Annotated in this window: 16 protein-coding genes and 1 tRNA gene; 12 read left to right on the top strand and 5 right to left on the bottom strand. The window is 55.4% G+C overall.

What is annotated here, in order from left to right:
* The first annotated feature begins 271 nt into the window (after positions 1 to 271).
* Positions 272 to 1,798: a T9SS type A sorting domain-containing protein gene (locus Q4G72_RS05610; RefSeq protein WP_303310422.1), complete on the top strand. Its 1,527-nt coding sequence runs from the start codon at positions 272 to 274 to the stop codon at positions 1,796 to 1,798.
* 78 nt (positions 1,799 to 1,876) lie between these two features.
* On the opposite strand, the gene Q4G72_RS05605 is transcribed toward Q4G72_RS05610, so the two are convergent.
* Positions 1,877 to 3,016: a cystathionine gamma-synthase gene (locus Q4G72_RS05605; RefSeq protein WP_303310421.1), complete on the bottom strand. Its 1,140-nt coding sequence runs from the start codon at positions 3,014 to 3,016 to the stop codon at positions 1,877 to 1,879.
* A gap of 181 nt (positions 3,017 to 3,197) precedes the next feature.
* On the opposite strand from Q4G72_RS05605, the gene Q4G72_RS05600 reads away from it, so the two are divergent.
* The 5 genes from Q4G72_RS05600 (at position 3,198) to Q4G72_RS05580 (ending at position 6,798) form a co-directional block, all read left to right on the top strand.
* Complete coding sequence (locus Q4G72_RS05600; protein WP_303310420.1) at positions 3,198 to 4,130, top strand: DUF2167 domain-containing protein; 933 nt, start codon at positions 3,198 to 3,200, stop codon at positions 4,128 to 4,130.
* Positions 4,131 to 4,205: 75 nt separating this feature from the next.
* On the top strand, positions 4,206 to 4,925 hold the full coding sequence (locus Q4G72_RS05595) for a TVP38/TMEM64 family protein (protein ID WP_303310419.1): 720 nt from the start codon (positions 4,206 to 4,208) through the stop codon (positions 4,923 to 4,925).
* 114 nt (positions 4,926 to 5,039) lie between these two features.
* Positions 5,040 to 5,113: transfer RNA gene (locus Q4G72_RS05590), tRNA-Arg, on the top strand.
* A gap of 213 nt (positions 5,114 to 5,326) precedes the next feature.
* On the top strand, positions 5,327 to 6,340 hold the full coding sequence (locus Q4G72_RS05585; RefSeq protein WP_303310418.1) for an NAD(P)/FAD-dependent oxidoreductase: 1,014 nt from the start codon (positions 5,327 to 5,329) through the stop codon (positions 6,338 to 6,340).
* Between the two features lie 122 nt (positions 6,341 to 6,462).
* The gene (locus Q4G72_RS05580) at positions 6,463 to 6,798 is read left to right on the top strand and encodes a 2Fe-2S iron-sulfur cluster-binding protein (RefSeq protein ID WP_303310417.1); all 336 of its coding nucleotides are present in this window, start codon (positions 6,463 to 6,465) and stop codon (positions 6,796 to 6,798) included.
* A 76-nt stretch (positions 6,799 to 6,874) separates the two neighbouring features.
* Here the strand turns inward: Q4G72_RS05580 and Q4G72_RS05575 are convergent, their stop codons facing one another.
* The 3 genes from Q4G72_RS05575 to Q4G72_RS05565 form a co-directional block, all read right to left on the bottom strand.
* The gene (locus Q4G72_RS05575; RefSeq protein WP_303310416.1) at positions 6,875 to 7,369 is read right to left on the bottom strand and encodes a hypothetical protein; all 495 of its coding nucleotides are present in this window, start codon (positions 7,367 to 7,369) and stop codon (positions 6,875 to 6,877) included.
* Positions 7,370 to 7,509: 140 nt separating this feature from the next.
* Complete coding sequence (locus Q4G72_RS05570; protein WP_303310415.1) at positions 7,510 to 13,716, bottom strand: alpha-2-macroglobulin family protein; 6,207 nt, start codon at positions 13,714 to 13,716, stop codon at positions 7,510 to 7,512.
* A gap of 235 nt (positions 13,717 to 13,951) precedes the next feature.
* The gene (locus Q4G72_RS05565) at positions 13,952 to 14,566 is read right to left on the bottom strand and encodes a DinB family protein (RefSeq protein WP_303310414.1); all 615 of its coding nucleotides are present in this window, start codon (positions 14,564 to 14,566) and stop codon (positions 13,952 to 13,954) included.
* Between the two features lie 174 nt (positions 14,567 to 14,740).
* On the opposite strand from Q4G72_RS05565, the gene Q4G72_RS05560 reads away from it, so the two are divergent.
* Positions 14,741 to 15,451 carry a LytR/AlgR family response regulator transcription factor gene (locus tag Q4G72_RS05560; protein ID WP_303310413.1) on the top strand — a complete coding sequence of 237 codons (711 nt, stop codon included), beginning with the start codon at positions 14,741 to 14,743 and terminating at the stop codon, positions 15,449 to 15,451.
* A 209-nt stretch (positions 15,452 to 15,660) separates the two neighbouring features.
* Positions 15,661 to 16,017 (top strand): hypothetical protein, encoded by a 357-nt coding sequence (locus Q4G72_RS05555; protein ID WP_303310412.1) that lies wholly within the window; start codon positions 15,661 to 15,663, stop codon positions 16,015 to 16,017.
* Here the strand turns inward: Q4G72_RS05555 and Q4G72_RS05550 are convergent.
* The gene (locus tag Q4G72_RS05550; RefSeq protein WP_303310411.1) at positions 16,014 to 17,519 is read right to left on the bottom strand and encodes a hypothetical protein; all 1,506 of its coding nucleotides are present in this window, start codon (positions 17,517 to 17,519) and stop codon (positions 16,014 to 16,016) included. The genes Q4G72_RS05555 and Q4G72_RS05550 overlap by 4 nt on opposite strands.
* Before the next feature lie 347 nt (positions 17,520 to 17,866).
* On the opposite strand from Q4G72_RS05550, the gene Q4G72_RS05545 reads away from it, so the two are divergent.
* The 4 genes from Q4G72_RS05545 to Q4G72_RS05530 all read left to right on the top strand — a co-directional run bounded on the left by Q4G72_RS05545 (position 17,867) and on the right by Q4G72_RS05530 (position 21,930).
* Complete coding sequence (locus Q4G72_RS05545) at positions 17,867 to 18,028, top strand: hypothetical protein (RefSeq protein WP_303310410.1); 162 nt, start codon at positions 17,867 to 17,869, stop codon at positions 18,026 to 18,028.
* 156 nt (positions 18,029 to 18,184) lie between these two features.
* Positions 18,185 to 19,834 carry an ABC transporter substrate-binding protein gene (locus Q4G72_RS05540; protein WP_303310409.1) on the top strand — a complete coding sequence of 550 codons (1,650 nt, stop codon included), beginning with the start codon at positions 18,185 to 18,187 and terminating at the stop codon, positions 19,832 to 19,834.
* A 12-nt stretch (positions 19,835 to 19,846) separates the two neighbouring features.
* Positions 19,847 to 20,905, top strand: a complete 1,059-nt coding sequence (locus Q4G72_RS05535; protein ID WP_303310408.1) for an ABC transporter permease — start codon at positions 19,847 to 19,849, stop codon at positions 20,903 to 20,905.
* On the top strand, positions 20,902 to 21,930 hold the full coding sequence (locus tag Q4G72_RS05530) for an ABC transporter permease (protein WP_303310407.1): 1,029 nt from the start codon (positions 20,902 to 20,904) through the stop codon (positions 21,928 to 21,930). The genes Q4G72_RS05535 and Q4G72_RS05530 overlap by 4 nt, the downstream gene beginning before the upstream one ends.
* Positions 21,931 to 21,979 lie beyond the last annotated feature (49 nt).

Here is a 21,979-nt window from a genome sequence, read left to right as displayed (position 1 = left end):
TCAGAATTTCCAGCGCCCGGCTTCAACCGCTTCTGGCCCTGAGCAGTAGGCTTGCCCCCTATATCCTGGCAATCCGCAAAATGTGTCCGTAGTAATCCTTGATAACAACTCGAATAAAGCTCTAAACCGACGCACCGAAATCATCCTCATCGTCAAGCCCAAAAAACCTTTTCAACTTCCGAAGCATAATACGCCAGCCACGGAATAAAGCAAGAAGAAAAACGTTAGGTTTATATTCCTTATTACACTTAATGGGTATCCCTTGTAGGCTATGTGCAAACTCTACTATTCTTCCTCCTGGCCTATTGTTCTGTTTGTCCTGAGTGCTGTAAGTATAGCCCAGGCCACCCATTTGCGCGGTGGACAGATCAGTTATGTTTCGCTGGGCAATGATCAATACCGTGTTCGGGTGGAACAGTATATGGATCAAACCTCCGGGGCATCAACAGACTTAACGGAATGGCTGGTGTGCAAGCGCAACGGCTGCGCGGGTACCGGTACCGGCAGCTTTATCGTTGAATTTGAGAGTACCCGAGTTGCTACTACTCCCGCTACCTGCCCGCCGGCAGTACCTTTGGTGATGGTAGCAGGCGAAATCACGGTAACGCTCCCGCCGGGCCAATGGGCCCTCAGCATCGAAGGGGGAAACCGGTCTCAAAACACAAATCTGGCGCAAGCCTCGAACAAGGGAATGTACCTGCAGGCGTTTCTGGACAACACCCGCGGGCAGGCCGATTCGTCGCCCAAGTTCACCGAGCTGGAAGTGCCTTCTGTGGGCCTGAATACGCTGCAGCGCTACAGCTTTGCCGCCTTCGATGCCGACGGTGATTTGCTGGTCTATTACCTGGCACCGGCCATGTGGGCTACCTTTGATGTTCCTAATACTTTCGTTTGTCCGGAACCGATGGAGTATACCTCCTACTCGGCCGGCTCCATCAACGACCCGGCTACTGGTCAATCACTCAGCTACCCGGCTGGGCAATTTTCGGCGGGATTTCCCTTTCTTTCCTTTCGGGCCAATGCCGGAACGCTCACCCCGTGGGTAGACTTTAATGCAGCTACCGGGCTGCTGCAAGCAATTCCGGTGGCCCAGGGAGTATATTCGGTGGCGGTGCTCGTGCAAGAATATCGAAGCTTCAACGGCACAGCCGTGCTTATTGGCAGCGTGTTGCGGGAAGTGCCATACACGGTAAAGGCCACGGACAATGTCAATCCGAGTTTGACCCTGCTCAAGGGCAACACGACCTTGCCGATTGATGAGCCCATCAACGTACAGCCGGGTCAGAATCTTTCCCTCACTCTGGTTGGTACCGACCCAGATGCTGGCCAAACGTTGCGGTTGAGTAGCAACGCAGAAAGCCTCCTTCCGGGTGCTACATTCCAGCCTGGCACTACGGCATCCAGCGCGCAATTTACCTGGCAGGTGCCCACCAGCACCACGCAGGGCTTGTACTCGTTTTCTGTACGCGTAGCTGACGATGCTTGTCCGGCAAATGGCATTGATAGCCGTACCATCACACTCCACATCAGTGGTCTGCCGCTAGCGGCAGGCACCAGCGAGGATCTTGGTGCCATTGCCGCTTACCCCACCCCTTTTACCAACTCGGTCCAATTTCAACTGCCGGTGCGCAAAGTGCAGGATATACTGGTCACCGATGGTCTTGGGCGGGAGGTAGCTCGTCTTAGCAGCCGCCCTGATGGCCGCGTTAGTTGGCAGACTAATGCCCTGCCTGCTGGCATGTATTTCGCGCGCACCATTGATGGCTCTCACGCGGTACGTCTGGTTAAAGCCAAGTAATGTGGTTGACCTGTCCAATCATAAAACAGCCACCATCCTGCGCAGGATGGTGGCTGTTTTATGATTGGACAGAAGCTATTATCCTATGGCCTGCTTCAGGTCCTCAATCAGGTCCTCGGCATCTTCAATACCCACGCTTAGGCGGATCAGGGAATCAGAAAGGCCGCCTTTCCGGCGTTCCTCAGCCGGAATGCTGGCATGCGTCATGGAGGCCGGATGGCCAGAGAGGCTTTCCACGCCACCCAAGCTTTCGGCCAAAGTGAACAGTTGGAATTTCTCCAGCACGGCTACAGCATCTTCCATCCGGTCGCCCTTCAGCACAAATGACATCATGCCGCCAAAGTCGCGCATTTGCTTGGCTGCCACGGCATGGTTGGGATGCTCGGGGAAACCAGGCCAGAAGACCTTCTCCACTTTGGGGTGGCTCTTCAGGTATTCGGCTACGGCACGGCCGTTTTCGCAGTGACGCTGCATACGGATATGCAGAGTTTTGAGGCCGCGCAACACCAGGAAACAGTCCTGGGGGCCGGGAGTACCGCCGCAGGCGTTTTGCAGGAAGCGTAGCCGCTCGTGCAGCTCGTCGTCCTTCACAATCACGGCGCCCATCACTACATCGGAGTGGCCGCCCATGTATTTGGTGAGGGAGTGCATCACCATATCCGCCCCCAGATCCAGCGGGGTTTGCAGGTAAGGCGTAGAGAAAGTATTGTCTACCACCAGCAGCGCCCCGGCTTTTTTGGCCACGGCCGCAGCGGCCTCAATATCAATGATGTTGAGTAGCGGGTTGGTAGGCGTTTCTACCCAGATGAGCTTGGTATTGGCGGTTACTTTCTCTTCTACCGCTTTCATATCGTGCATGGGCACGAAGTGAAACTTGATACCGTAGTTGGCGAATACTTTGGTGAAGAGGCGGTAGGTGCCGCCGTACAGGTCATTGGTGGAAATCACCTCGTCGCCGGGCTGCAGCAGCTTGATAATGCAGTCGATGGCGGCCATACCCGAGGCATAAGCCAAGCCATGCTTGCCATTTTCCAGCGCGGCCAGCGCATTCTGCAGCTGGGTGCGGGTGGGATTGTGCGTACGCGAATATTCATAGCCTTTGTGGTCGCCGGGTGAGCGTTGCACATAGGTGGACGTCTGATAGATAGGCGTCATAATAGCCCCGGTTTCGGGGTCAGGATGCACGCCGGCATGGATGGCTTTGGTTCCGAATTTCATGTAGAACTATCTTGGAGTGGGTCAAATGCTGAGTACTTGGGGCGCAAAGGTAGGTAAGTGTAATTATCCTCGTTCTTCTGGATTTACGGCTTTTGTAAGTGCTTTTCCTGATTGCACTTTGCCCTTTCTGGCGAACTGCCTAACTTGTTGAAAAAATACAATTCACCTTTATTTTATCTACTTGAAAAAACTTTTACTCCTGGCAGCACTAGGCTTATTACAGCTGAGCGCCGCCGCAACTACACCGGAGGTTACTGAACGTACGGCCCGCGAAAAGACGTACGCTGACTCCGTAAATGCCACATTTCATTATAAGACTGGAAAAGTTGTACTGCCCCAAAGCCTGGGCGACTTAACCGTACCCACCGGATTTCGCTACCTGGATACGGAACAAAGCAAGCGTTTGCTCACGGAAGTGTGGGGAAACCCGCAGGGCGAGTCTTTGGGCATGCTACTGCCCGCCGACCGTGGCCCCCTGAGCGACAATAACTGGGCCTTTGTACTCCAGTATGAAGACATGGGCTACGTAAAGGATGATGATGCCGATGAAATAAACTATGACGACCTGCTGAAGGAAATGCAGGCAGACACAGAAGAGGAAAACAAAGGCCGGGTAGAAGCAGGTTACGAACCCGTTACCCTCGTAGGTTGGGCCGCCAAGCCCTACTACGATAAGAACCTGAACGTACTGCATTGGGCCCAGGAGCTGAAATTTGGCGAGGCCACAGAGAATACGCTCAATTATAACGTGCGTCTGCTGGGCCGGAAAGGCGTGCTCATCCTGAATGCTGTGGGCAATACCTCGCAGTTACCAGAGGTTCGCAGCTCCATTCCCAATGTTATTCCCAGCGTCACCTTCGCTAGCGGTCTGCGCTACGCCGATTTTCAACCCGATATAGATGAAGTAGCGGCATATGGTATCGGTGGCTTGGTGGCGGGTAAGGTTTTAGCCAAGGTGGGCTTCTTCGCCCTCATTCTTAAATTCTGGAAAGTATTGCTGGCGCTTGTAGCCGGCGGCTGGTCAGTTGTCCGGCGCTTTTTCGGCGGCAAAAAAACGGAAGAGCCAGAGCCTGCTCTGGACGCACCCACCGAGAACTTCTCTCCGGAAGCATAGCCTTCGACTCCAAATCTTACGTTCTTACATTCGGGCCGGCCATTATGTGTCGGCCCGTTTGTTTGCGCATCGCCTATGGCTTTCCTGAAAGAGCTTTTTCAAAAAAACGCTTCCACCCTGCTCTCCATGCTATTGCTGGTGGCCATGCCCGTGCTGGGCAGTTCCTCACTCACATATTTTCTTTACCGCAACCAGGAGTTGTTGCAGAACCTGAGTGTAACAGGAGCCGTGTTTTATTTTCTGGTCATTGCCTTTACTATGGCCTTTGCCCTCACGCCCACCACGTTTGTGGCCATCGTCACGGGCTTCTATTTGGGTTGGGTGGGCTTGCCGGGCATGGTGCTGGCTTATGCATTGGCGGCCTTCATTGGTTACCATATTGCGGCATCTTTAGACCACGGCCGCATGCTGCAGTTTCTGCACCACTTTCCCAAAGCCGATGCCGTAATGCGCGAGCTGCGCCAGGAAAGCTGGCAGCTGATTGTGCTTACGCGTATTTCACCGGTGCTGCCCTTTGCCCTCATGACGTTCGTGCTGGCCGTGATGCGCGTAAACCGGCGCAAATTCCTGCTGGCTTCCGTCTTGGGCATGCTACCGCGCAGCCTGTTTTTCTATTGGCTGGGCACCCAGGCGCAGGATGCGCTGGCCCTGCTCAATAACCCCGACACAGGCACCGGCGGCAAAGTGCTGGTGCTGGTATTGATTGCCGTATCCTTATTTGGGTTGTATTACCTGTTTAACCGCGCCCTGAAGCGAGCATTAGGCAAAAACGCCGCCGAGCCACAAAAAAATTAAAACTGACTTTCAGCCGCTTGCGACCGGCAATCCACTTTTTCAGCAGAAAATCCGCGTGCTGGCTTGCCAGACAAAAAATTTAGCTGTTATCTTTGTGCTCCTCAAAAGGGAAATGGTTGTGTAGCTCAATTGGATAGAGCATCTGACTACGAATCAGAAGGTTTAAGGTTCGACTCCTTACACGACCACAAAAGGCCCTCAGCACCACGCTGAGGGCCTTTTTCGTTTTCCTACGTACCCTAAACGGGACGGTACAGCTGTTAGCCCTGAGGCAAATTCTGCTTTCGGCATAAACCTGCACGCTTACAAAGCGTACCTTTGCAGCCGTTTGCCGCGTGCGGCCAACGTTTTACCCCGTTTTCTTGTTAAGAAGGCAACCTTTCGCGAACCTTTTGCTGCGTATGAACACTATTTCCACCGATATCTGCATTATTGGCGCGGGCCCGGTAGGGCTGTTTGCTGTATTTGAAGCCGGACTGCTGAAACTGCGCTGCCACGTGGTAGATGCCCTGCCGCAGGTAGGCGGTCAGCTTTCGGAGATATACCCTAAGAAACCTATCTACGATATTCCGGGCTTCCCTAATATTCTGGCCGGCGACCTGGTGCGCAACCTGATGCAGCAGATTGAGCCCTTCCACCCCACCTTCACGCTGGGCGAGCGGGTAGAGCGCTTTGCCAAGCTGGAAGATGGCTCCTTCCAGCTTTTCACTACCGACGGCACCGAAATCCTCTGCAAGAGCATTGCCATTGCGGGCGGCCTGGGCTCTTTTGAGCCGCGCAAGCCCGCCATTGAGGAACTGGAGAAATTTGAAGGTGGCCGCGGCGTGCATTATATGGTGCGCGACCCGGAGCACTTCCGCGACCAGCGGCTGGTTATTGCCGGCGGCGGCGACTCGGCCCTCGACTGGACCATTTTCCTGGCCGATGTGGCCAAAGAAGTAACCTTGGTGCACCGCGGCACTACCTTCCGTGGCGCTGCCGACTCGGCCGAGAAAGTGCAGAAGCTGCACGATGCTGGCAAAGTACGCCTGGTACTGAGCAGCAATGTGACGCACGTACACGGTAACGGCCAACTGGAAGCCGTGACCATCACGGCCAACAACGGCGCAACCGAATCAGTACCACTAGACCACTTTATTCCACTTTTCGGTCTCACCCCCAAGCTGGGGCCTATCGGCGAATGGGGACTTGAGTTGGAAGATGATGCCGTGAAAGTGAATACGCTGGACTATTCCACTTCCCTGCCCGGCGTGTTTGCCATCGGCGACATTAACACGTACCCCGGCAAGCTGAAGCTGATTCTATGTGGCTTCCACGAAGCGGCCCTTATGGCACAAGGTGCTTTTAAGTACATCAACCCCGATAAGAAATACGTGCTGAAGTACACCACCGTAAACGGCGTACCTACGTTATAGCAACATATACCCTGCAGGATATATGCACAGAGAAGAGGTGGGTTTGCCTGCCTCTTCTTTTCTTTGTACCCCGGCCCGCGCATTTGGAGCCCTTGTTTTGATAGTTTTACTGACGCCCTAATATGAGCCAGGAGCTTACCGAAGTTCGAGTATATGTAGAGGAAGAGCCGGGCCACCGGCGCGAAGTGGTAGGGCCCACAGACATGGGCCTGAGCTTAATGGAGCTGCTGAAAGCCGATGGCTATGATATTCAGGCAACCTGCGGCGGTATGGCCCTGTGCGGCACCTGCCACGTAGAGGTGCTGGCCGGCCCTGAGCTGCCAGAGCCCAGCGACGATGAACTGGCTATGCTGGAAAGTCTGCCCGTGATGACGCAAGGCAGCCGTCTTTCCTGCCAGATTCGCATCAACGCTCGCCTTGATGGACTAGTAGTACGCCTTATGCCCCAAGGCACCTAATCTACCCCAAAATGCAAGCCATTAAAAAAGGCGCTACCACATTTTGGCAGCGCCTTTTTAATGGCGTTAGGCTTTGTTAGCGGCGGGAGCGCCGCGTCTTTTTCTTACGCGCCGCAACGGCCTTCTTTTTCGCAGTTGCTTTCCGGGCGGCAGATGATTTGCGGGCGGCGGACTTTCGGCTGGCGTGCGTAGTAGATGCACGATGTGCGCTGGCGTGGGTAGCAGAGTTCGGAGCTACTGGTTCTACCTCAGGTTTTTCAGCCGGTTTGGCGGCTACGTCGGCCTCGGTTTCCTTGGCCATTTCCATATTGCGGGCCGTCATGCTGGGCAAAGGCACTGCCGTAGACTCCGGCTTAGCTACCCCTTGCTTCCGGCGCACGGGCATGAGAAAATCCCGCTCTACCCGCTCCCGGGCCGATAGTTTCTCTTCACCCGGCAACGCGGGTTTTACCGGCACCGCTACTTTACCATCATGGTCAATAACTGGGGCCGGGGCTACTTTTTTCTTACCCTGGGCAAACACTCCCGCACTGCTCAACAGCAGTCCAATTACAAGGAAAATAGTGCGCATTAACTATTCTTTTCGGTGGACAGGGTGGCAAAAGTACCAGATTCTGAATCGAATAGCAAAACACACCTATGCCTACACGCTGCAAAAGGCCTTTTGCAGCGTGTAGATGTTGATACAAAAATTAAAAATGCAATTCCACCCTATTTTCCTTCCATCCGCATAATCTGCACCCGAGTGCCGGCAGAATGACTGGTAAACTCCGGCGCATACAGGCACTGTAGCTGGGAAAGCCCGCCGGAAAAATCACCGCTTTGGGCGGCGCGCAGACGGTACTCGAAGGTGTGCGAGCCTTTGGGGAAAAAGCCAATGAAGAAGTTTGTAGCCGCGTCGCGGGGGCTTTCATAATATCCTAGGCCAGACTGGTAGCGGTAGCCAGAGGTTTGGCTGATAAGTTCCAGCCCGGCCGCACGCTGGTCTTTCAGATGCACATATTCCAGGTCCCGGTCGGAGCGCAGGATAAGCCGTACCACCAGCACATCCCCTACTTTCAGGGGAGAGGTGGCCGTGAGGCGTTCCAGCACCGGGCCGCCCGTGGTGCGCTGCTCGCGGAAGAGCTGGCGCTCCAGGTTCAGGGGCGTGGCAGCCGGGGTTATCTTATCTATCTGCTCGAAATACTGCCAGTACAAGGCTCCCCAAGCTACACCGGCATCGGTTTTCTGTACTGTTACCTTCCCCAGCGCCGGTTTGATTTGCGGCGCCGGAAAAGTGGTTTTGTAATACCCGGTTCCAGCCTGTTGCGTCGTGGGCTTCACGGTTTCCCCTCCTATGGTTACCTGAATGGGCTGAGTGGCCTGTAGCCAGTTAGAACCGCGCAGCAATAAGGCATAGCAGGCATCGGCAGTGGCGCGGGTGCTTTCCCAGTTCTGGGTTTGCTTTTGCTTGAGTAGCCACAGCTTCATTTCATCTACAGCTTTTTGGTCGTCTTTCACTTCATCAAAAGCCTCAATCAGCGTGGCTTGCGTTTCGGTAGGGGCCTCGCGCCAGTAATAGCCGCCGCGCACCTCTTTCCAGTACATACCCAGCTCCGGCGAGTGCAGGGCATTTTCTGTGAGAGCGGTGATAATATCCTTTACGGCAGCAGGCTGGGTTTTCTGCCGGTGAAGAGCCAAGGCCGCCTGTGCCTGCAGATAACGGGTCTGGGCTTTCCAGTAGGTACCCGTCTGCTGCTGGTAATAAGCTTGTGCGGGCTGGTCTGATTTGGCAACGGCCTGCTTTAGCCAGAAGCTGCGGGCATACAGCGCCTGAATCTGAATATCTGCAACATGCTGCTGCTTCAGATCTACTTTCGGCTGTTTACGCAGCAGGGTGTAGTCGCGCTGCAATTGCTCATCGAGGTAGCGCACTGCGTTTTCCAGCAGCGGCCGGGCCTGGGCATCCTGCCGGGCATCAAAAGCGCCCAGCTTCTGGAGCTTGCCAAAACCGGCAATGATGAGCTGGGTGATGAAGCGGTCCTCGGGCATTTTCTCAAACCAGGGAAAGGCGCCGTTGGGCTGCTGCATTTTGGCCAGCTTGGTCAGGGCACGGGAAGTTTCAGCCTTCAGCCGCTGCTCATCAAACAGCTCGGTTAAACGGCGCATCCGCTCAGTTTCGCTTTGTGCGTCGCGCACCCAAGGGGTTTCCTGCAGGAGTAGGTTTTTCAACTCCTGATTCTGCTCCAGCTTGCTGGTGAGGGCCGCTTTGTCGCCGCTTTGCGCTGCGCGCTTCCACTCTTCCAGCATGGTTTTGAGGGCCGGATTACTCTGCAGAATTTTTGCAGCCAGCAAGTTGGCATAGAGGCGGCTGAATATCTGCTCAGAGCACTCGTAGGGATACTCCATGAGATATGGAAGAGCCTGCACGGCATACCAGGCAGGATTCTCGGTCATTTCCAGCGTGAGCGAGTAGTTCCGGCGCGTAGGCGAAGAGGTATTTGTCAGCTTCTTCAACTCAAACTCCCGCGTGGCCGGGCCCACAATAGGCAGCGGCAGGCTTTCGGTAATGAGCAGGCGGTTGGGCAGTACCGGCAAGGTATTTTCCTCGCCATCAGAATATGTCTCCACCGGCTGCTTTTTGGCTTTGCGCTTTGCCTGCTTCGGGGCTTCGGTTTGGGCCACTATGCGGTAGGTAATGGCTTCCAGTGGCACCTCACCTTCGGCGGTTTCCGGGATTTGTAGCTCCCAGCCTACGGCGCTGCTTTGGTTGGCACTGAGGCTGAATTTCTGCTGAGTAGCTCCTTTCAGCAGTTTGCTATCAATGGGCTGCTGGGTGCGGGCGTCCAGCAGGAATAGCTGGGCCGTGCCGCTCATAGGTTTATCGGTGAGGTTGCTGAGCTTGGCGTTGAGGCGCAGTTGGTCTCCTTCCCGGAAGAAGCGCGGGGCGTTGGGCGTTACCTGCAGCTGTTTCTGGGTGACCAACTCGCGGCGCAGCAGGCCGGTGTGCAGTTGTTGGTCGTGGGCCAGGGCCAGCAATTGCCAGCGCGTTACGGCTTCGGGCATCTGGAATTCCAGCACCATCTCGCCTTTGCTATTGGTGCGTACTGCCGGTAGCCAGAAGGCGGTTTCGCGGAAGTCTTTGCGGGCCTGCACACCGGAGAGGTCAACCTGTGGTGGCGCCGACTTCTCCTCAACTCCTAGGCCTGTGACTACCACTTCGCTGAGTTGCTTTCCTTGAGCCATGTCCATGGTTGCGGGCGCAGCAGCCATTTCTACCTGACCTGAAACCCGGGCTGCTTTGCCTTTGATAGTTTTCCTTCCACCACCATTCTGTACGACTACACTTTCATAAAGCATCATACCCTGGTTATCTAAATAACCCCACTGATTCAGCAGCGGATATTCGACTAAGTCAACCTGGATATTGGGTTGCTGCCCAGCTGAGAGTGTTCTAGACTCCTCCGTTCCGAACTGCCCATTCCATGCCAGTGTAGCCGGAAAATAAGGCTTCGGGAATTCCAGCGGCATGAAAGCATGCGGCCGGAATACATCCAGCGACTGGTCATACAGGCTGGCCATCAGCTCTGCATCGGCGGGTTTGCCAGCGGCATTATGAATGGTGACGCGCCAGGTTTCCTTCTGGCCGGGCTGGAGCTTGTCGCGGAAGGTGGCAATGCTGAGCACCAGCGGCGCGGGCGGCGTGGCTACCTGCACCGGGGCGGTGTGGGTGTACAGGCGGTTGTCGCGCACCTGCGTGGTGTGCAGGTAGAGCTGGGTTTCGCCGAGGGCGGCTGGCACTGGTATTTCTACCAGGCGCTGCTCATTGGCGTTCAGCGTGAGCCACTCATGGCGCAGGACTTTGCCCTTAGCCTCGGCTTCCACCAGAATGCGGGCACCGGCCTCACTGTTCCCCACCAGAATACGGGCCGTTTTACCGGGGGCGACGCTGTCTTGCAGGGAAATAAACCAATCCGGGGCAGAAAGCGGCAACTCTTTGACAATGGGTGAAAACAAGGTAAAGAACTGCTCCGTTTTAGCCGGCTTTCCGCTGGTAGTAGCAGCCGTAGCCTCTAAGACGTAGCGGCCCGGGACCTGCTTTTGCAGTTGGGTAGCCAGCGTCGTTAGCTGCGGGGTTTTCCCGGTATCGAAATCTTGGGTAAGGACCAGCGTGCGGGCCCAGGTGCTGTCGTTGTCTTCCGGGCCGTAGGCATCCAAGGGGAACTGCCGCTTGAACTCCTCCCGACTCAGGGCTTCCCGCTCGGGCCGCTCCCAGAGGCGGGGGCGCAGGGCGCGGGCGGGTGGGGTGAGGCGGTATAGGCGCAGCTGGCCACGCGCGGTTTGCGGCTCGCCGGCCGCATTGGTACTGAAGAGTTGCAGGGCCGGCAGTTGGTCGCGGTTCAGCAGCTCCGGAATTTCCAGCCTTAGGTTTAGCGCCGTGGTGCCCAAGCTTATGTTCTGCTGGCCGGTGCGGGTTTCGCCGGCGGCATCAGTCACATCAGCTATTACTTCAAAAATATAGCCCGGGCCCCAGCCGCCGCGGCCGCGCCGCATTTCTTCCTCCGCCTGGGCGAGGAAGGTAATGGCAAAACCGCCTGCCGAATCGGTCTGGGTGGTGCCGTTCAGGATTTCTACATCTTCGCCTCTACTGGGGCCGGGGTAGCCAATTTTTCCGCCGCCACGCCCATAATAGGGTTCAAATAGTGGCCACACGGTGCGGCGTACTACGCGGTACTGTACCATGCCTCCATCAATGGGTTGGCCGGCATAGGCCGTGGCTTTGCCGCGTACGGTTACTTCCTTACCCAATACGGGCGTGCCTTGCACCGGCTCAAACGTGACCTGGAAGGTGGGGCGCTTGTAGTCTTCCACCGCAAAGCTGACGACGCCATCATCGGTTTGCAGGCTCAATTCCCCGTTCAGCAGGCTCGTGGGTAAGATCAAGCAGCTGTTGAAGGAACCGAAGTCGGAGGTGGTGAAGGACAGGGTTTGCACCGTTTGGCCATTCACGTCTATCAGGCGCACCGAAACCGGCTGCTTGGTCAGGAGCCTGGCTTTGCCGGCCCGGCTTTCGGTCAGGATGCCTTTGAAATAGAGCGTCTGGCCAGGGCGGTATATGGCGCGGTCAGTATACATAAAAGTGCGACGCTCCGGCTGTTCAGCTTCGGGGGTGCGCAGTCGGCGTGGGCCATAGTAGCCGCCTTCTGTCACCAGCAAGGAATCAGAACCTTTGGAGAGCAAAACCGCTCTGAGCTGGGTATTCTGCTCGATGGTAGAGCCCGTAGGAAGCTGAGTCAGGCCCTCCGCATTGGTCATTTGGGCCTCGCCGCGGCGCTGCTTGTATTCCCGGCTTTGCTGGTCGTAATACTGAAAAAAGGGTAGCGCTTTTACGCCGGCCAGCGGCTGGCCGCTTTGCCGGTGCAGCACCAGTAACTCGGGGCCTTCCTGAGTAGCAGCGGCGCGGCGCACCTGGCTTAGCTCGCTCACACTTACCTCCGCAATGGCTGTGGTTACACCAGGACGGTCCTTGGTGGGGTCTTCGGCTGCCGTGCTGATTACAATCAGATAGCGCCCGAGGGGCAGTGCTAGGCCTGCTTGCTGCACAGTGTGGCCTTTGTAGTCCAGTGTTCCGGGCACAGCCAAGGGCCAGACGGCGGCCGGCTTAGCGGCCAGCACGCGGGCGTAACGCTTCTGCCAGGCCTGGTCTTCGCCCCGATCTACCTGTTGCAGCCGGCGCGTGGCTTGCACGGTACTAATGCGGTAGGCCCGCGCATACAGCCTGGTTACGTTGCGCACCTCTAGTTTCAGCAGCCAGGGCTGGTTGGGCAGCACCACATCTTCCACGGTGAATTGCAACTCTACGGCTTCAAGGCGCTGACGAATAGCCTTTGCCCGTTGTGCACCACGGGACTTGGGGAAGCGTTTTTCTGCTTCCAGAGCTACTTCTCGGGCTTTGGCCGGCTCGGTTTCTTCCAGCTGGTCCGCTAAATCGGCCAGAAACTCAGTGCTAATGGGCAGCGCCTGATATGTGTTGGCATCCCGGGTCGGCGCGGCAGCATACAGGGAATCTTCCTTCGCCATTTCGGCATGCTCCTTCACAAAAGCCAACCGCTTACGGTCTACATCGGCCAGCGCGGCCAGGTTTTTAGCATCCTGCAGTCGAAATGATGTGAGTTGCTGCAGCACTTGCAGGGCATGAAACTGGCCGTTAAGTGAGTCGGCTTTGGGCGCGGTAAGCGGGAGGCGTGCAAACTCCGCAGCGGGCCCGAACAGGCGTGCCTCTTTCAGCTGAAACCGGGCAGCGGGACGGGTAATGTAGTATTCATCGTTTTGCAGGCCATCTACGGCGCGGTGGGCCAGCAGGTCATAGAGCGTGGGGCGCAGGGCGCGGCCTTCGGCATCTCCGCCACGTATGGCGTAGCCGAGTTGTGGCAGGAGTAGCTGTTGCTGGCGCTGCGGCTCATCGGCTAAGGAGGCTTTGTAATGCTGCACTACGGCGCTACCGAGGCGGGCAGCATCCCAGGTGCGTAGGTCGGTGGCACTGGTATCGGTGGGTGCTGGGTTTAGGCCCGCGCCTTGGGTGCGGCCATAGAGTTGGTAGCGGTGTTCCTCGTAATAATTGGCGTAGAGCTGAGCCAATAGACTGTGCAGGATAGGCCGGGCAGGGAATTTTGCCTGCTGCAAATCAGCTTCTACCAGCGCAATGGCTTTTACATCGGCCTCTTCCTCTTTGGCCTCCAGCATTCGTAGCTTATAGAGCAAGGCGCGCAGATATTCCGGGGTATCCTGCTTTTGGCGGGCCTGCTGATAGATTTCCTCCACCAGCTTTTTAGCAGAAGCCGTTTGGTCCTTGGCTAAAAGGGCATCAATCTGCTTCCACTTTTTGGGGTCGGGGCCAGCGGGTGGCGTTGGCGCAGATGAACCGGCAGAGAACAGCATCAGCAGAAGAAAACAGGCACACAAACAGGCACGCATAAGCCAGGCACAAAAGAACAGAAGAAGAGTTGTTACTAGGTAGATGCACTTCTCTTGCCAAAAGCTTACCAGTCGGGTTACTTTTTTTCGGGCAAAACAAAATCCGTCATATAATTCTACTATTCCTGTGCTGCCAGTGGCTTACCCGGGCTGCCCACTAACAAAAAAACCGACCCTGGCAGGAGGGTCGGTTTTTTTGTTAGTGGGTATCGGTAGAGGATTTCTCTCTTTCCGGCGATGCGGAGGTTCTGCCATCCAGCACCCGCTCGGCCTGGGCCAGGTGGCGCTCCAGATGTACTACCAGGAATTCCAGCTGATCGGTGAGGCGCAGGCGCAACAGGGGGATAATAGGATTGGGTATGCGTACCCGGTTGGCATTCACTTCCCGGGCTACTTCAATTATGCGCAGCAGCTCATCCAGCTGCCGGCCAAATACTTCTACTACGGTGCGAGGCAGACGGCTACCACTGGGGGCATACTTCTGCGGCGAAACCAGCGCCTTTACACTCGGCGGCGTGCGCATGGCTTCCGTCAGCTTTCTGCCAATAAAGCCGTGCTTTACCAGTTCTGCCGGTTTACTGCCGCGCTGCCGGGCAAGGCGTACCCGCCGCATCATATCAGGCAGGTAATGCCCGCCAATGATGTTTAAATGCTCCAGGCACTGGCCTACACTCCATTTCCCGGGACCGGGGCGCATGTTTAGCTCCTGCACATCCAGGGGTCGAAACCGCTGGTTGTTGATGGTGCGGGCACGCAACACCACTTGTTCGAGGTGCGCCAGAAAGTCTGCGGTGCGGGTGGGAGTAGCGTCCATATTAGTAGTGCCTGGGTGCCCGAAGGTACACCACTGAGGGCTTATGGCCAACCCAACTATAGACAAAAGGCACAAATACATACCCAGGAAGGCCTTTTGCCCTAAGCATCTGTATCCGCTGGGCCCTATCATCCAACCTTTCCATTCTATAATGCAGTTGCTTATCTTTAACCTATGTCGGAAGCTACTGCACCTCTGTCTTGCCTTATCGTGGCTGCCGATGCCTTCCTGGCGCAGCAGGCGGAGGGTTTTCTCGCTACCACTCCTTTGCTCCAATGCGTGGGCAGCTACGCTTCTCTTCCTGCGGCCCAGCTGCAACACAAGCAACACCCAGCTATTCTGGTGCTGGATGATGCGGCCCTGCTTGACCACCCGGATTTCAGCACCTCGGCCTGGCCCGAGCCGCCCATTGTCATTCTGCTGGCGCAAGCCACGGATATAGTGCCCGCCCTGCCCTGGCCAGTGGCCGATGCGGTAGAGAAGCCGTTGAACTTCCCCCGCTTTTTGAAAGCCACTCAAAGAGCCGTGGAACTGTGCCGGCCGCCGGCATTTCAATCATTACCTACGCCAAACAACAATGACTTTATTATCATTAAACAAGGCAAGCAATTAATAGAGGTAGTATTTGATGAAGTGCGCTACGTGGAGGCCCTCAGCGACTATGTGCACATCATTACCGGTCAGAGCAAGCTGTTGGTGCATGGCACTATGCGGGCTATGGAACAGCGTTTTCCCAGTCCGCCTTTTCTGCGGGTGCACCGCTCCTTTATCATCAATACCAAGTGGGTGCAGGCAATGGAGGGCAATAGCCTTACCATTACGCATAAGCAAATTCCCATCGGCAGCACTTACCTCAAGCGGGTAAAGCATGAATTGGGAGCGTAACCTCGGGACTTTGGAATAGGCTGTTATTAGAACCAGCTGATTGGATTTACTTCTCCAGCATGCTATGACTCTGCTTTTCAAAAGTCAATTTTCTTGTTTAAGACATATAAAAAATGTGCTTTGGATAAATAATTTTTATAATACTGCATTTTATAAATATTTAATTGCTTTATTTACTCGTCCTACAACGCTACCTACCACCTATTGCCATGAAAAAAGTTATTCTCTTCGTCTTTCTTTTGACTTCTTCGCTGTCGGGTTTTTCAGCGCCTACCGGTGAGGTGACCCGCCAGCACGCCAACGAGCTTACCCGGAAGCTCACAGATCAGTTAGGCTTGGATGAGGGGCGCTATCTGCAAATGCGTCGCCTGGTGTATGAGCATCTGGTGCAGGCAGCAGACATCGATACGCAATACGCTGACGACAATGCGGTACGCGCGCAAAAGCAGCAAACCCTGCAAGCGGAGTTTGCTGCTCAGCTAAAAACCGTCCTGACAGAGGCCCAGTATACCCGCTATACCAATCTGGCTATTAACCTGCTAGCGGATGCATCAGCCCGCCCTTAGCGGACTTCTGAGGGGTGCTGCAGAATCTGCAGCGTTTGCTGCCACAGGTTCTCGTAAGGGATAATTTCTACTCCGGCAAAAGCTTCACCCGGCATTGGCGTTTGTTCCAGCCGGGTGAGCAAGGCCTGCCCTTTGCGGGTGCTGGCCCGCACATCGAAGTTTTCCTTAACCGTAAGCTGTAGCAATCGAAAAAATAAACGGGTGCGCTGGGCCGCCGGATTGCGCAAGTGATTACTGGCGTATTTACGCAGCCCCTCCAGGCGCGGCAATAAAGCTTCCACATCGCGCAGTCGCAGGTAGTGCAAAAACTGCAGGATCAAAATGGCGACGTTAAGTCCCTGCTTATCCCGGCTATAGTCTGGCAGAGTCTGCATAAACTGGGTAAAGTGCAGGCCGCGCAAAGGAGAATTCTCGGGGTCTATGAAATGATGATAGGCCCGGTACAGTTCCCAGCGCTGATGCGCCGTGTCACGGAGTTGGGCATAGAAGGGGTTCTGGAAGGCCATAGAGAGCAGCTCATTGGCGTGGCGGTAGTCACCGGCATGCATGGCCAGCAAGAGATACAGCTCCAGAAACACAAACCAGTTGCCCGAGGACCGGTGAAAAGCATTGAGGTATTCCTGGGCCAATTTTAGGCCCTGATGTACACGCCGAGCCTGAAAATAGGCGTACACGCTGTAGTACATATTGTAGCGGCGGTCAAACCGCTTGGCGTTCAGCTTGCCCTGCTGGTAAAGCTTCTCCGAGGTAGCCGTGGTACGAATTACGCCCTCATAGTCTCCCACCAGTTCCTGCTGCATCAGCCGTAACTTATAGAGGTAGTCGTAAATCCGAAAGCTGGGACTCTGCCGGTAATAGCCCTCCATTTGCGTCAGGAAATCCGGCAACTTCTGTAGCAGGCTCTGGCGCACTCTCACCCGCTCCGCCATCAGCATTTTGGCTTCCCAGAAGAGGTGCCCCGCTTCATGTTCTATCTGCTGCAGGCGCTCTGTCCGGCGTAGTTGGGTGCAGATAGCCTTAAATTTTAAGGTTTGGCGCTGCTCCGCATAAATCTGTCGCAGACCCAACAAAGCCGTCACCTGATGAGAAGTGAACTCCCCTTCTATGGTTAACCGGAGGCACTTGCTATACAGCTTTTCTGACATGGAATACTCGCCTTCACGCAGCAGTACACCAGCCTGGTGAAGCAAATCCAGGCACTCCTGCTCGTATTGGCGGTACACAGGATGCCGGGCATCCGTATGGTCCAGGAAGAAAAGATGGTTTAGCAACTTATGCTGCAACCTGGATTTGAGCTTACGCAGCGCGGTTTGATGCGCACTGCTGCTCCCCCCATATAGCTCTCTGGCAGCCTGCAGGTTAGTCAGATTATCTTTTTTTTGCAGCAGATGCAGTAGCTGTGCCTCTTTGCCTTTTTCTGCTTTCGCCGTAAAATCCATTAAGGGCAACAACTTCTGGCGCCGATTAGTCACAATCCGGGCAACTGAGCTTACCTCTTTCATCTTGGCAAAGGCTTATTAAAAAGATAAAGTGCAGAAACTTATCTGCTCTGGAAAGAGTATTATACCCAGAATTGCAGAGTTTGAAAAGAAATAGCATCTTCAGACCAGATCCATTAGTCTGCCTTGCTATTTCATATGTCACAATATTATGCTTTTAAAGCATAATGTCTACATATAACCGTCGATAAATTCGCTTAAACAGCTATTCTAAGTTATATAATACTATTTTCACTCCATTATATTACAGTCATACTTTATTGCATTACTTCCTTTTCTAAACAGAAATTTTAGAAGAACTTCGGGACGCTTAACAGCTTAATTTTCACACCTTCCTTACGCCACAGGTCATGTTAGAACTCATCGCCCTCATTCTTCTTCAGCTCGCTACGCTTTTTAATTCTCCTACAGCTCCCAAGCCTAACACTTCAGCTTCGGCAGCTACTGAAAACACTCCTGCTACTCCTAATAACACCAACACGGGGGGCGGCACTTGGGGCGAAGGTCACTAAGGCATAGGGGCTGCTGCCTTCTGCTGTTGCTGGTGCCGAAACTTGGCTAACTTGCCCGGCAACGTACCAAGAGGTGAAGCTCCGATGAACCGTTACTTATCGACTTGTGGAGTCGTACTACTGTTATTGCTGGGATGCCGTTCGGAAACGCAGCCGGTGGACAACGTCCGGATTCGGTGGCCGCGCGACCCGGAGACTCTGCACCCGCACACCCTTGCTAATGCATTAGCCATACAGGCTATTAACCTAACCTATCAGAGCCTACTCGCTATTGATGCGCCTAACCAGCGCATTGTTCCCTGGCTGGCAGAGGCTTTACCAGTGGTGCGCCAAGCAGGAAATACTTCCTACCTGACATATCACATTCGGCCAGCCGCTACCTGGGACGATGGCCAGCCCATAACAGCGCAGGATATTCTCTTTACCCTGAAAACCATGCGTTGCCCGAATCTGCCTAACGAGCGGATGCGGGCAACGTATGGTTTTGTGCGTTCTGTACAGCTTGATTCTGCCGACGCCCGGCATTTTACCTTAGTCTGTGACCAATTTGCCCCAGATTATGTGCTGACCTCCGGCGACTTTGCTGTGCTGCCCGAGCACCTGCTGGACCCCAAACATCAGCTGCGGGCATTTTCGTTGAAGGGGCTGGACTCTGCTGACGCAAAATCACCCGTAGTTGCGGCGTTTGTGGGGCGCTTTTCCCAGGCCCGGCTGGAACAGTCACCAGGAAAATATGGCAGCGGACCTTATCGGCTGAAAAGCTGGCAATCTGGTCAGCGGCTTGTATTCGCCCGTAAAAAGCCTTGGTGGGGTGATAAAATAGTGCCGACTCCAGCCCCATTGCTGGCACGCCCCCCCCAGATTTCCTTTCATATCATTCCGGATCAGAACACTGCCTTTCTGGCTTTGCGGCGGGGCGATATTGACGTATACAGCAGCCTGCCTGCCCCCTACTATCAGCAGCTGGCATCTTCTGCCACTGATCAGAAGCAGATAGCCTTGTTTGCGCCCGATTCCTATGAAGCGGTTACCGTGGGTTTTAACACCAAAAAGCCCGTGCTGGCAGACCGACTGACTCGGCAGGCTATCAGCCACTTATTTGATATCCCTACCCTCATTAAGGCCACGCAGCAGGGCCTGGCTTACCAGAGTGCCAGTCTCATCAGCCCCCATGACAAGCACTATTACAACGATAGCCTAGCACCGGTAGCGTTCAGCCCAGCCCGGGCCGTAAAACTGCTGCAGCAGGCCGGTTGGCAACAGCAGCCGGATAAGTCCTGGAAGCGCCCACACCGCACGGGACAGGCTCTATCATTGGCGCTGACCATCAGCTACCGCGCCGGTGATGCTGCTTATGAATTTAGTGCGCTGCAGCTACGCACGGAAGCTGGTAAGCTGGGCATCCCCATAAACCTGCGCCCTACAGAAAGCAGTATCCTCACGCAACAACTGCAGGCCGGAGAGTTTGACCTGTATCTGCGCTCCTTAATAGGGAATCCGTTTGCTCACAACTTTCTACCCTTGTTACACTCGGGCAGCACCGGTGTAAATGGCGGAAACTATACCGGATTTGGCAATGCCAGCACCGATGCGCTGCTGACAGAATTAGCCGCCGCCCAGGATACTGTGCAGAAGAAGCAACTGCTGCGCCGGCTGCAGCGTGTGCTACAACAGGAAAGCCCGCTAACGGTGCTGTACTTCAAGCGGAACCCGTTGGCCATTTCCCGCCGCTTTACAGACCTCGGACTATCGGGACTGCCGCCGGGCTATGAAGCTACCCGCTTTTTGGTGCAACAGCAGCCTTAAGTCCTACTTACCATGCTGCGCCAGATTCTTACCTCCACCCTCTCCGCGTGGATTATTGCCTCTATCATTTTTCTGCTTAGCCGGAGCATGAGTCCGGCAAATGGAGAGTCATTGGGTTTGGATGAGCATATGCCGGGCACTACGGTATTAACCCCTGCGCAGCAGCAAGCCGCCCGGCAGCAGTTGCAAAGCCGCTTGGGTCTTCATCAACCTCTGTTTTATTTCTCGCTCTCGGCTCCGACATCAAGGGCCGGGATGTTCTTGCCCCGGCTGATCTGGCATGGGCAGGCCAACCAATACCATGCCTGGGCAGAAGATTTGCTACAGGGGCAAATGGGCATCTCCTACCGCAATGGCGTACCGGTGGCAGATTTACTGGCCACGGCCCTACCTCGCACGCTGCTATTTACTGTGCCGGCCGCGCTGGCAGCAGCAGCCCTGGCTTTGCTGCTGGCCATTCGTCTGGCAGCCCGGCCCTGGTGGCGGCCAGTGGTGCTGCACCTGCTGGTGCTGCTGGACAGTATCCCGTTGTTTTTGCTGGCGCTGCTTTTATTGCTGGTACTAGCTAATCCGGATGTGCTTACCTGGTTTCCTGCTTATGGAATGGGAGATGCGGAAGGCCTTGCGGGCTGGGACTGGCTTTTGAATACGGCCTATTATCTGATGCTGCCTATGCTTAGCTTGGTGCTGGTCACACTCCCCGGGCTTACAGTGCAGCTGGAAGCCGCACTGCAGCGGGAGCTCACCATGGACTATGTTACCACAGCCCGCGCCAAGGGGTTATCTATTCGGCAGATAATTCGGCAGCATACCTTACGAAACGCCATTTTCCCGCTGCTCACTCTTCTTGCCGACTTGCTGCCAGCCGTCTTAGCCGGGGCAGTGGTAGTGGAGGTAATCTTTGCTTTGCCGGGCATGGGTCGTTTACTTTCTGATGCGGCTACGGCCCGCGACTATCCAGTTTTACTGGGTGCCTTGCTGGTGATACTGGTGGCGCGGTTAGTATCCTATATCCTGGCGGATGCAGCTTACCGCATAGCCGACCCCCGCTTGCAGCAATCCACCACATGACCCTGCAAAAGCCCGCTCTTTTTTGGCAGCATGTGCTGGCTATTGGCTGGCTGGGGCTCGTTCTGGTATTGGGCGCTTCCGCTGTTTGGCTGCCTTTACCATATCCACCCGCTACTTCCGATGCACTGGCATTAAGCAGCCCACCACAGTGGGACGGGGCACTGTCTGCCCCACACTGGCTGGGCACCGATGCTTTGGGGCGCGACGTACTGACCGAGCTGATTTATGGCTGCCGTACACTCTTGCTGGTCAGCTTGCCGGCTACACTGCTGCTTACAGCTGTGGGCATATGGTTAGGCAGCGTTGCGGGTTACTGGGCTACAACCGGGCTACGCTGGGCAAGAAGGTATTGGCTGGCGTTAGCGGGCTTCCTGCTCTGTACTGTGGCTAATGTGCCACTACTTAGAATTGGGGTAGGAACTGCGTTACTGCCATGGCTGCTGTGGTCAGGACTCTGCGCGAGCCTGGCGTGGCTGCTAGGGTATTCCCGCTGGTGGCGGCAGCCCGGGGCTTTCCCCATAGATTCTTTGGTACTGGGTAGCGCCGCCTTGCTGGGCTCGGTGCCTCGGCTGGTGTTGGTCCTTGCCATAGCGGCGGTATTGCCATTATCGTTTATTTCGATGCCCCTGCTGCTGGGTCTTACGTGCTGGCCAGGCATGATGCGCCTGGTACGGGCAGAAGTGCTGCGCATTCGGCAGTTGCCCTACATAGAGGCGGCGCGGGCGCTGGGCCTGCCTAACCGGCGGATTCTTGCCCGCCATATTCTGCCCGGGCTCTGGCCGGTAGTGCGCGCTGCTTTCCCTTTTTACCTCACCCTCATTGTCACAACGGAGACAACTATATCCTTCCTGGGAGTAGGCCTACCTGCCGAAACGGCCAGTTGGGGACACTTGCTGAGTACGGCACGGCTGGCACCCACTAACTGGTGGCTCATTGTATTTCCCGGGTTCTGCCTCGTAGGCACCATCATCAGCTTACGTTTTTTGGCGCAGAAGCCGGTTTTTTCAGTCCCAATTTTGAAATAAGCCAGAAACCAATGTCACATTTCACCCGTGTTACTTCACCGCACGGTAG

Source organism: Hymenobacter sp. BT730 (assembly GCF_030542105.1).
GTDB lineage: Bacteria > Bacteroidota > Bacteroidia > Cytophagales > Hymenobacteraceae > Hymenobacter.
This window is presented reverse-complemented; position numbering and strand designations above follow the sequence as displayed.

Bases quoted from the DNA above. Each gene is read 5' to 3' on its own strand.
- Q4G72_RS05610 (WP_303310422.1), top strand. From the start codon at position 272: ATGTGCAAACTCTACTATTCTTCCTCCTGGCCTATTGTTCTGTTTGTC.
- Q4G72_RS05605 (WP_303310421.1), bottom strand. From the start codon at position 3,016: ATGAAATTCGGAACCAAAGCCATCCATGCCGGCGTGCATCCTGACCCC.
- Q4G72_RS05595 (WP_303310419.1), top strand. From the start codon at position 4,206: ATGGCTTTCCTGAAAGAGCTTTTTCAAAAAAACGCTTCCACCCTGCTC.
- Q4G72_RS05585 (WP_303310418.1), top strand. From the start codon at position 5,327: ATGAACACTATTTCCACCGATATCTGCATTATTGGCGCGGGCCCGGTA.
- Q4G72_RS05580 (WP_303310417.1), top strand. From the start codon at position 6,463: ATGAGCCAGGAGCTTACCGAAGTTCGAGTATATGTAGAGGAAGAGCCG.
- Q4G72_RS05575 (WP_303310416.1), bottom strand. From the start codon at position 7,369: ATGCGCACTATTTTCCTTGTAATTGGACTGCTGTTGAGCAGTGCGGGA.
- Q4G72_RS05570 (WP_303310415.1), bottom strand. From the start codon at position 13,716: ATGCTGTTCTCTGCCGGTTCATCTGCGCCAACGCCACCCGCTGGCCCC.
- Q4G72_RS05565 (WP_303310414.1), bottom strand. From the start codon at position 14,566: ATGGACGCTACTCCCACCCGCACCGCAGACTTTCTGGCGCACCTCGAA.
- Q4G72_RS05560 (WP_303310413.1), top strand. From the start codon at position 14,741: ATGTCGGAAGCTACTGCACCTCTGTCTTGCCTTATCGTGGCTGCCGAT.
- Q4G72_RS05555 (WP_303310412.1), top strand. From the start codon at position 15,661: ATGAAAAAAGTTATTCTCTTCGTCTTTCTTTTGACTTCTTCGCTGTCG.
- Q4G72_RS05550 (WP_303310411.1), bottom strand. From the start codon at position 17,519: ATGAAAGAGGTAAGCTCAGTTGCCCGGATTGTGACTAATCGGCGCCAG.
- Q4G72_RS05545 (WP_303310410.1), top strand. From the start codon at position 17,867: ATGTTAGAACTCATCGCCCTCATTCTTCTTCAGCTCGCTACGCTTTTT.
- Q4G72_RS05535 (WP_303310408.1), top strand. From the start codon at position 19,847: ATGCTGCGCCAGATTCTTACCTCCACCCTCTCCGCGTGGATTATTGCC.
- Q4G72_RS05530 (WP_303310407.1), top strand. From the start codon at position 20,902: ATGACCCTGCAAAAGCCCGCTCTTTTTTGGCAGCATGTGCTGGCTATT.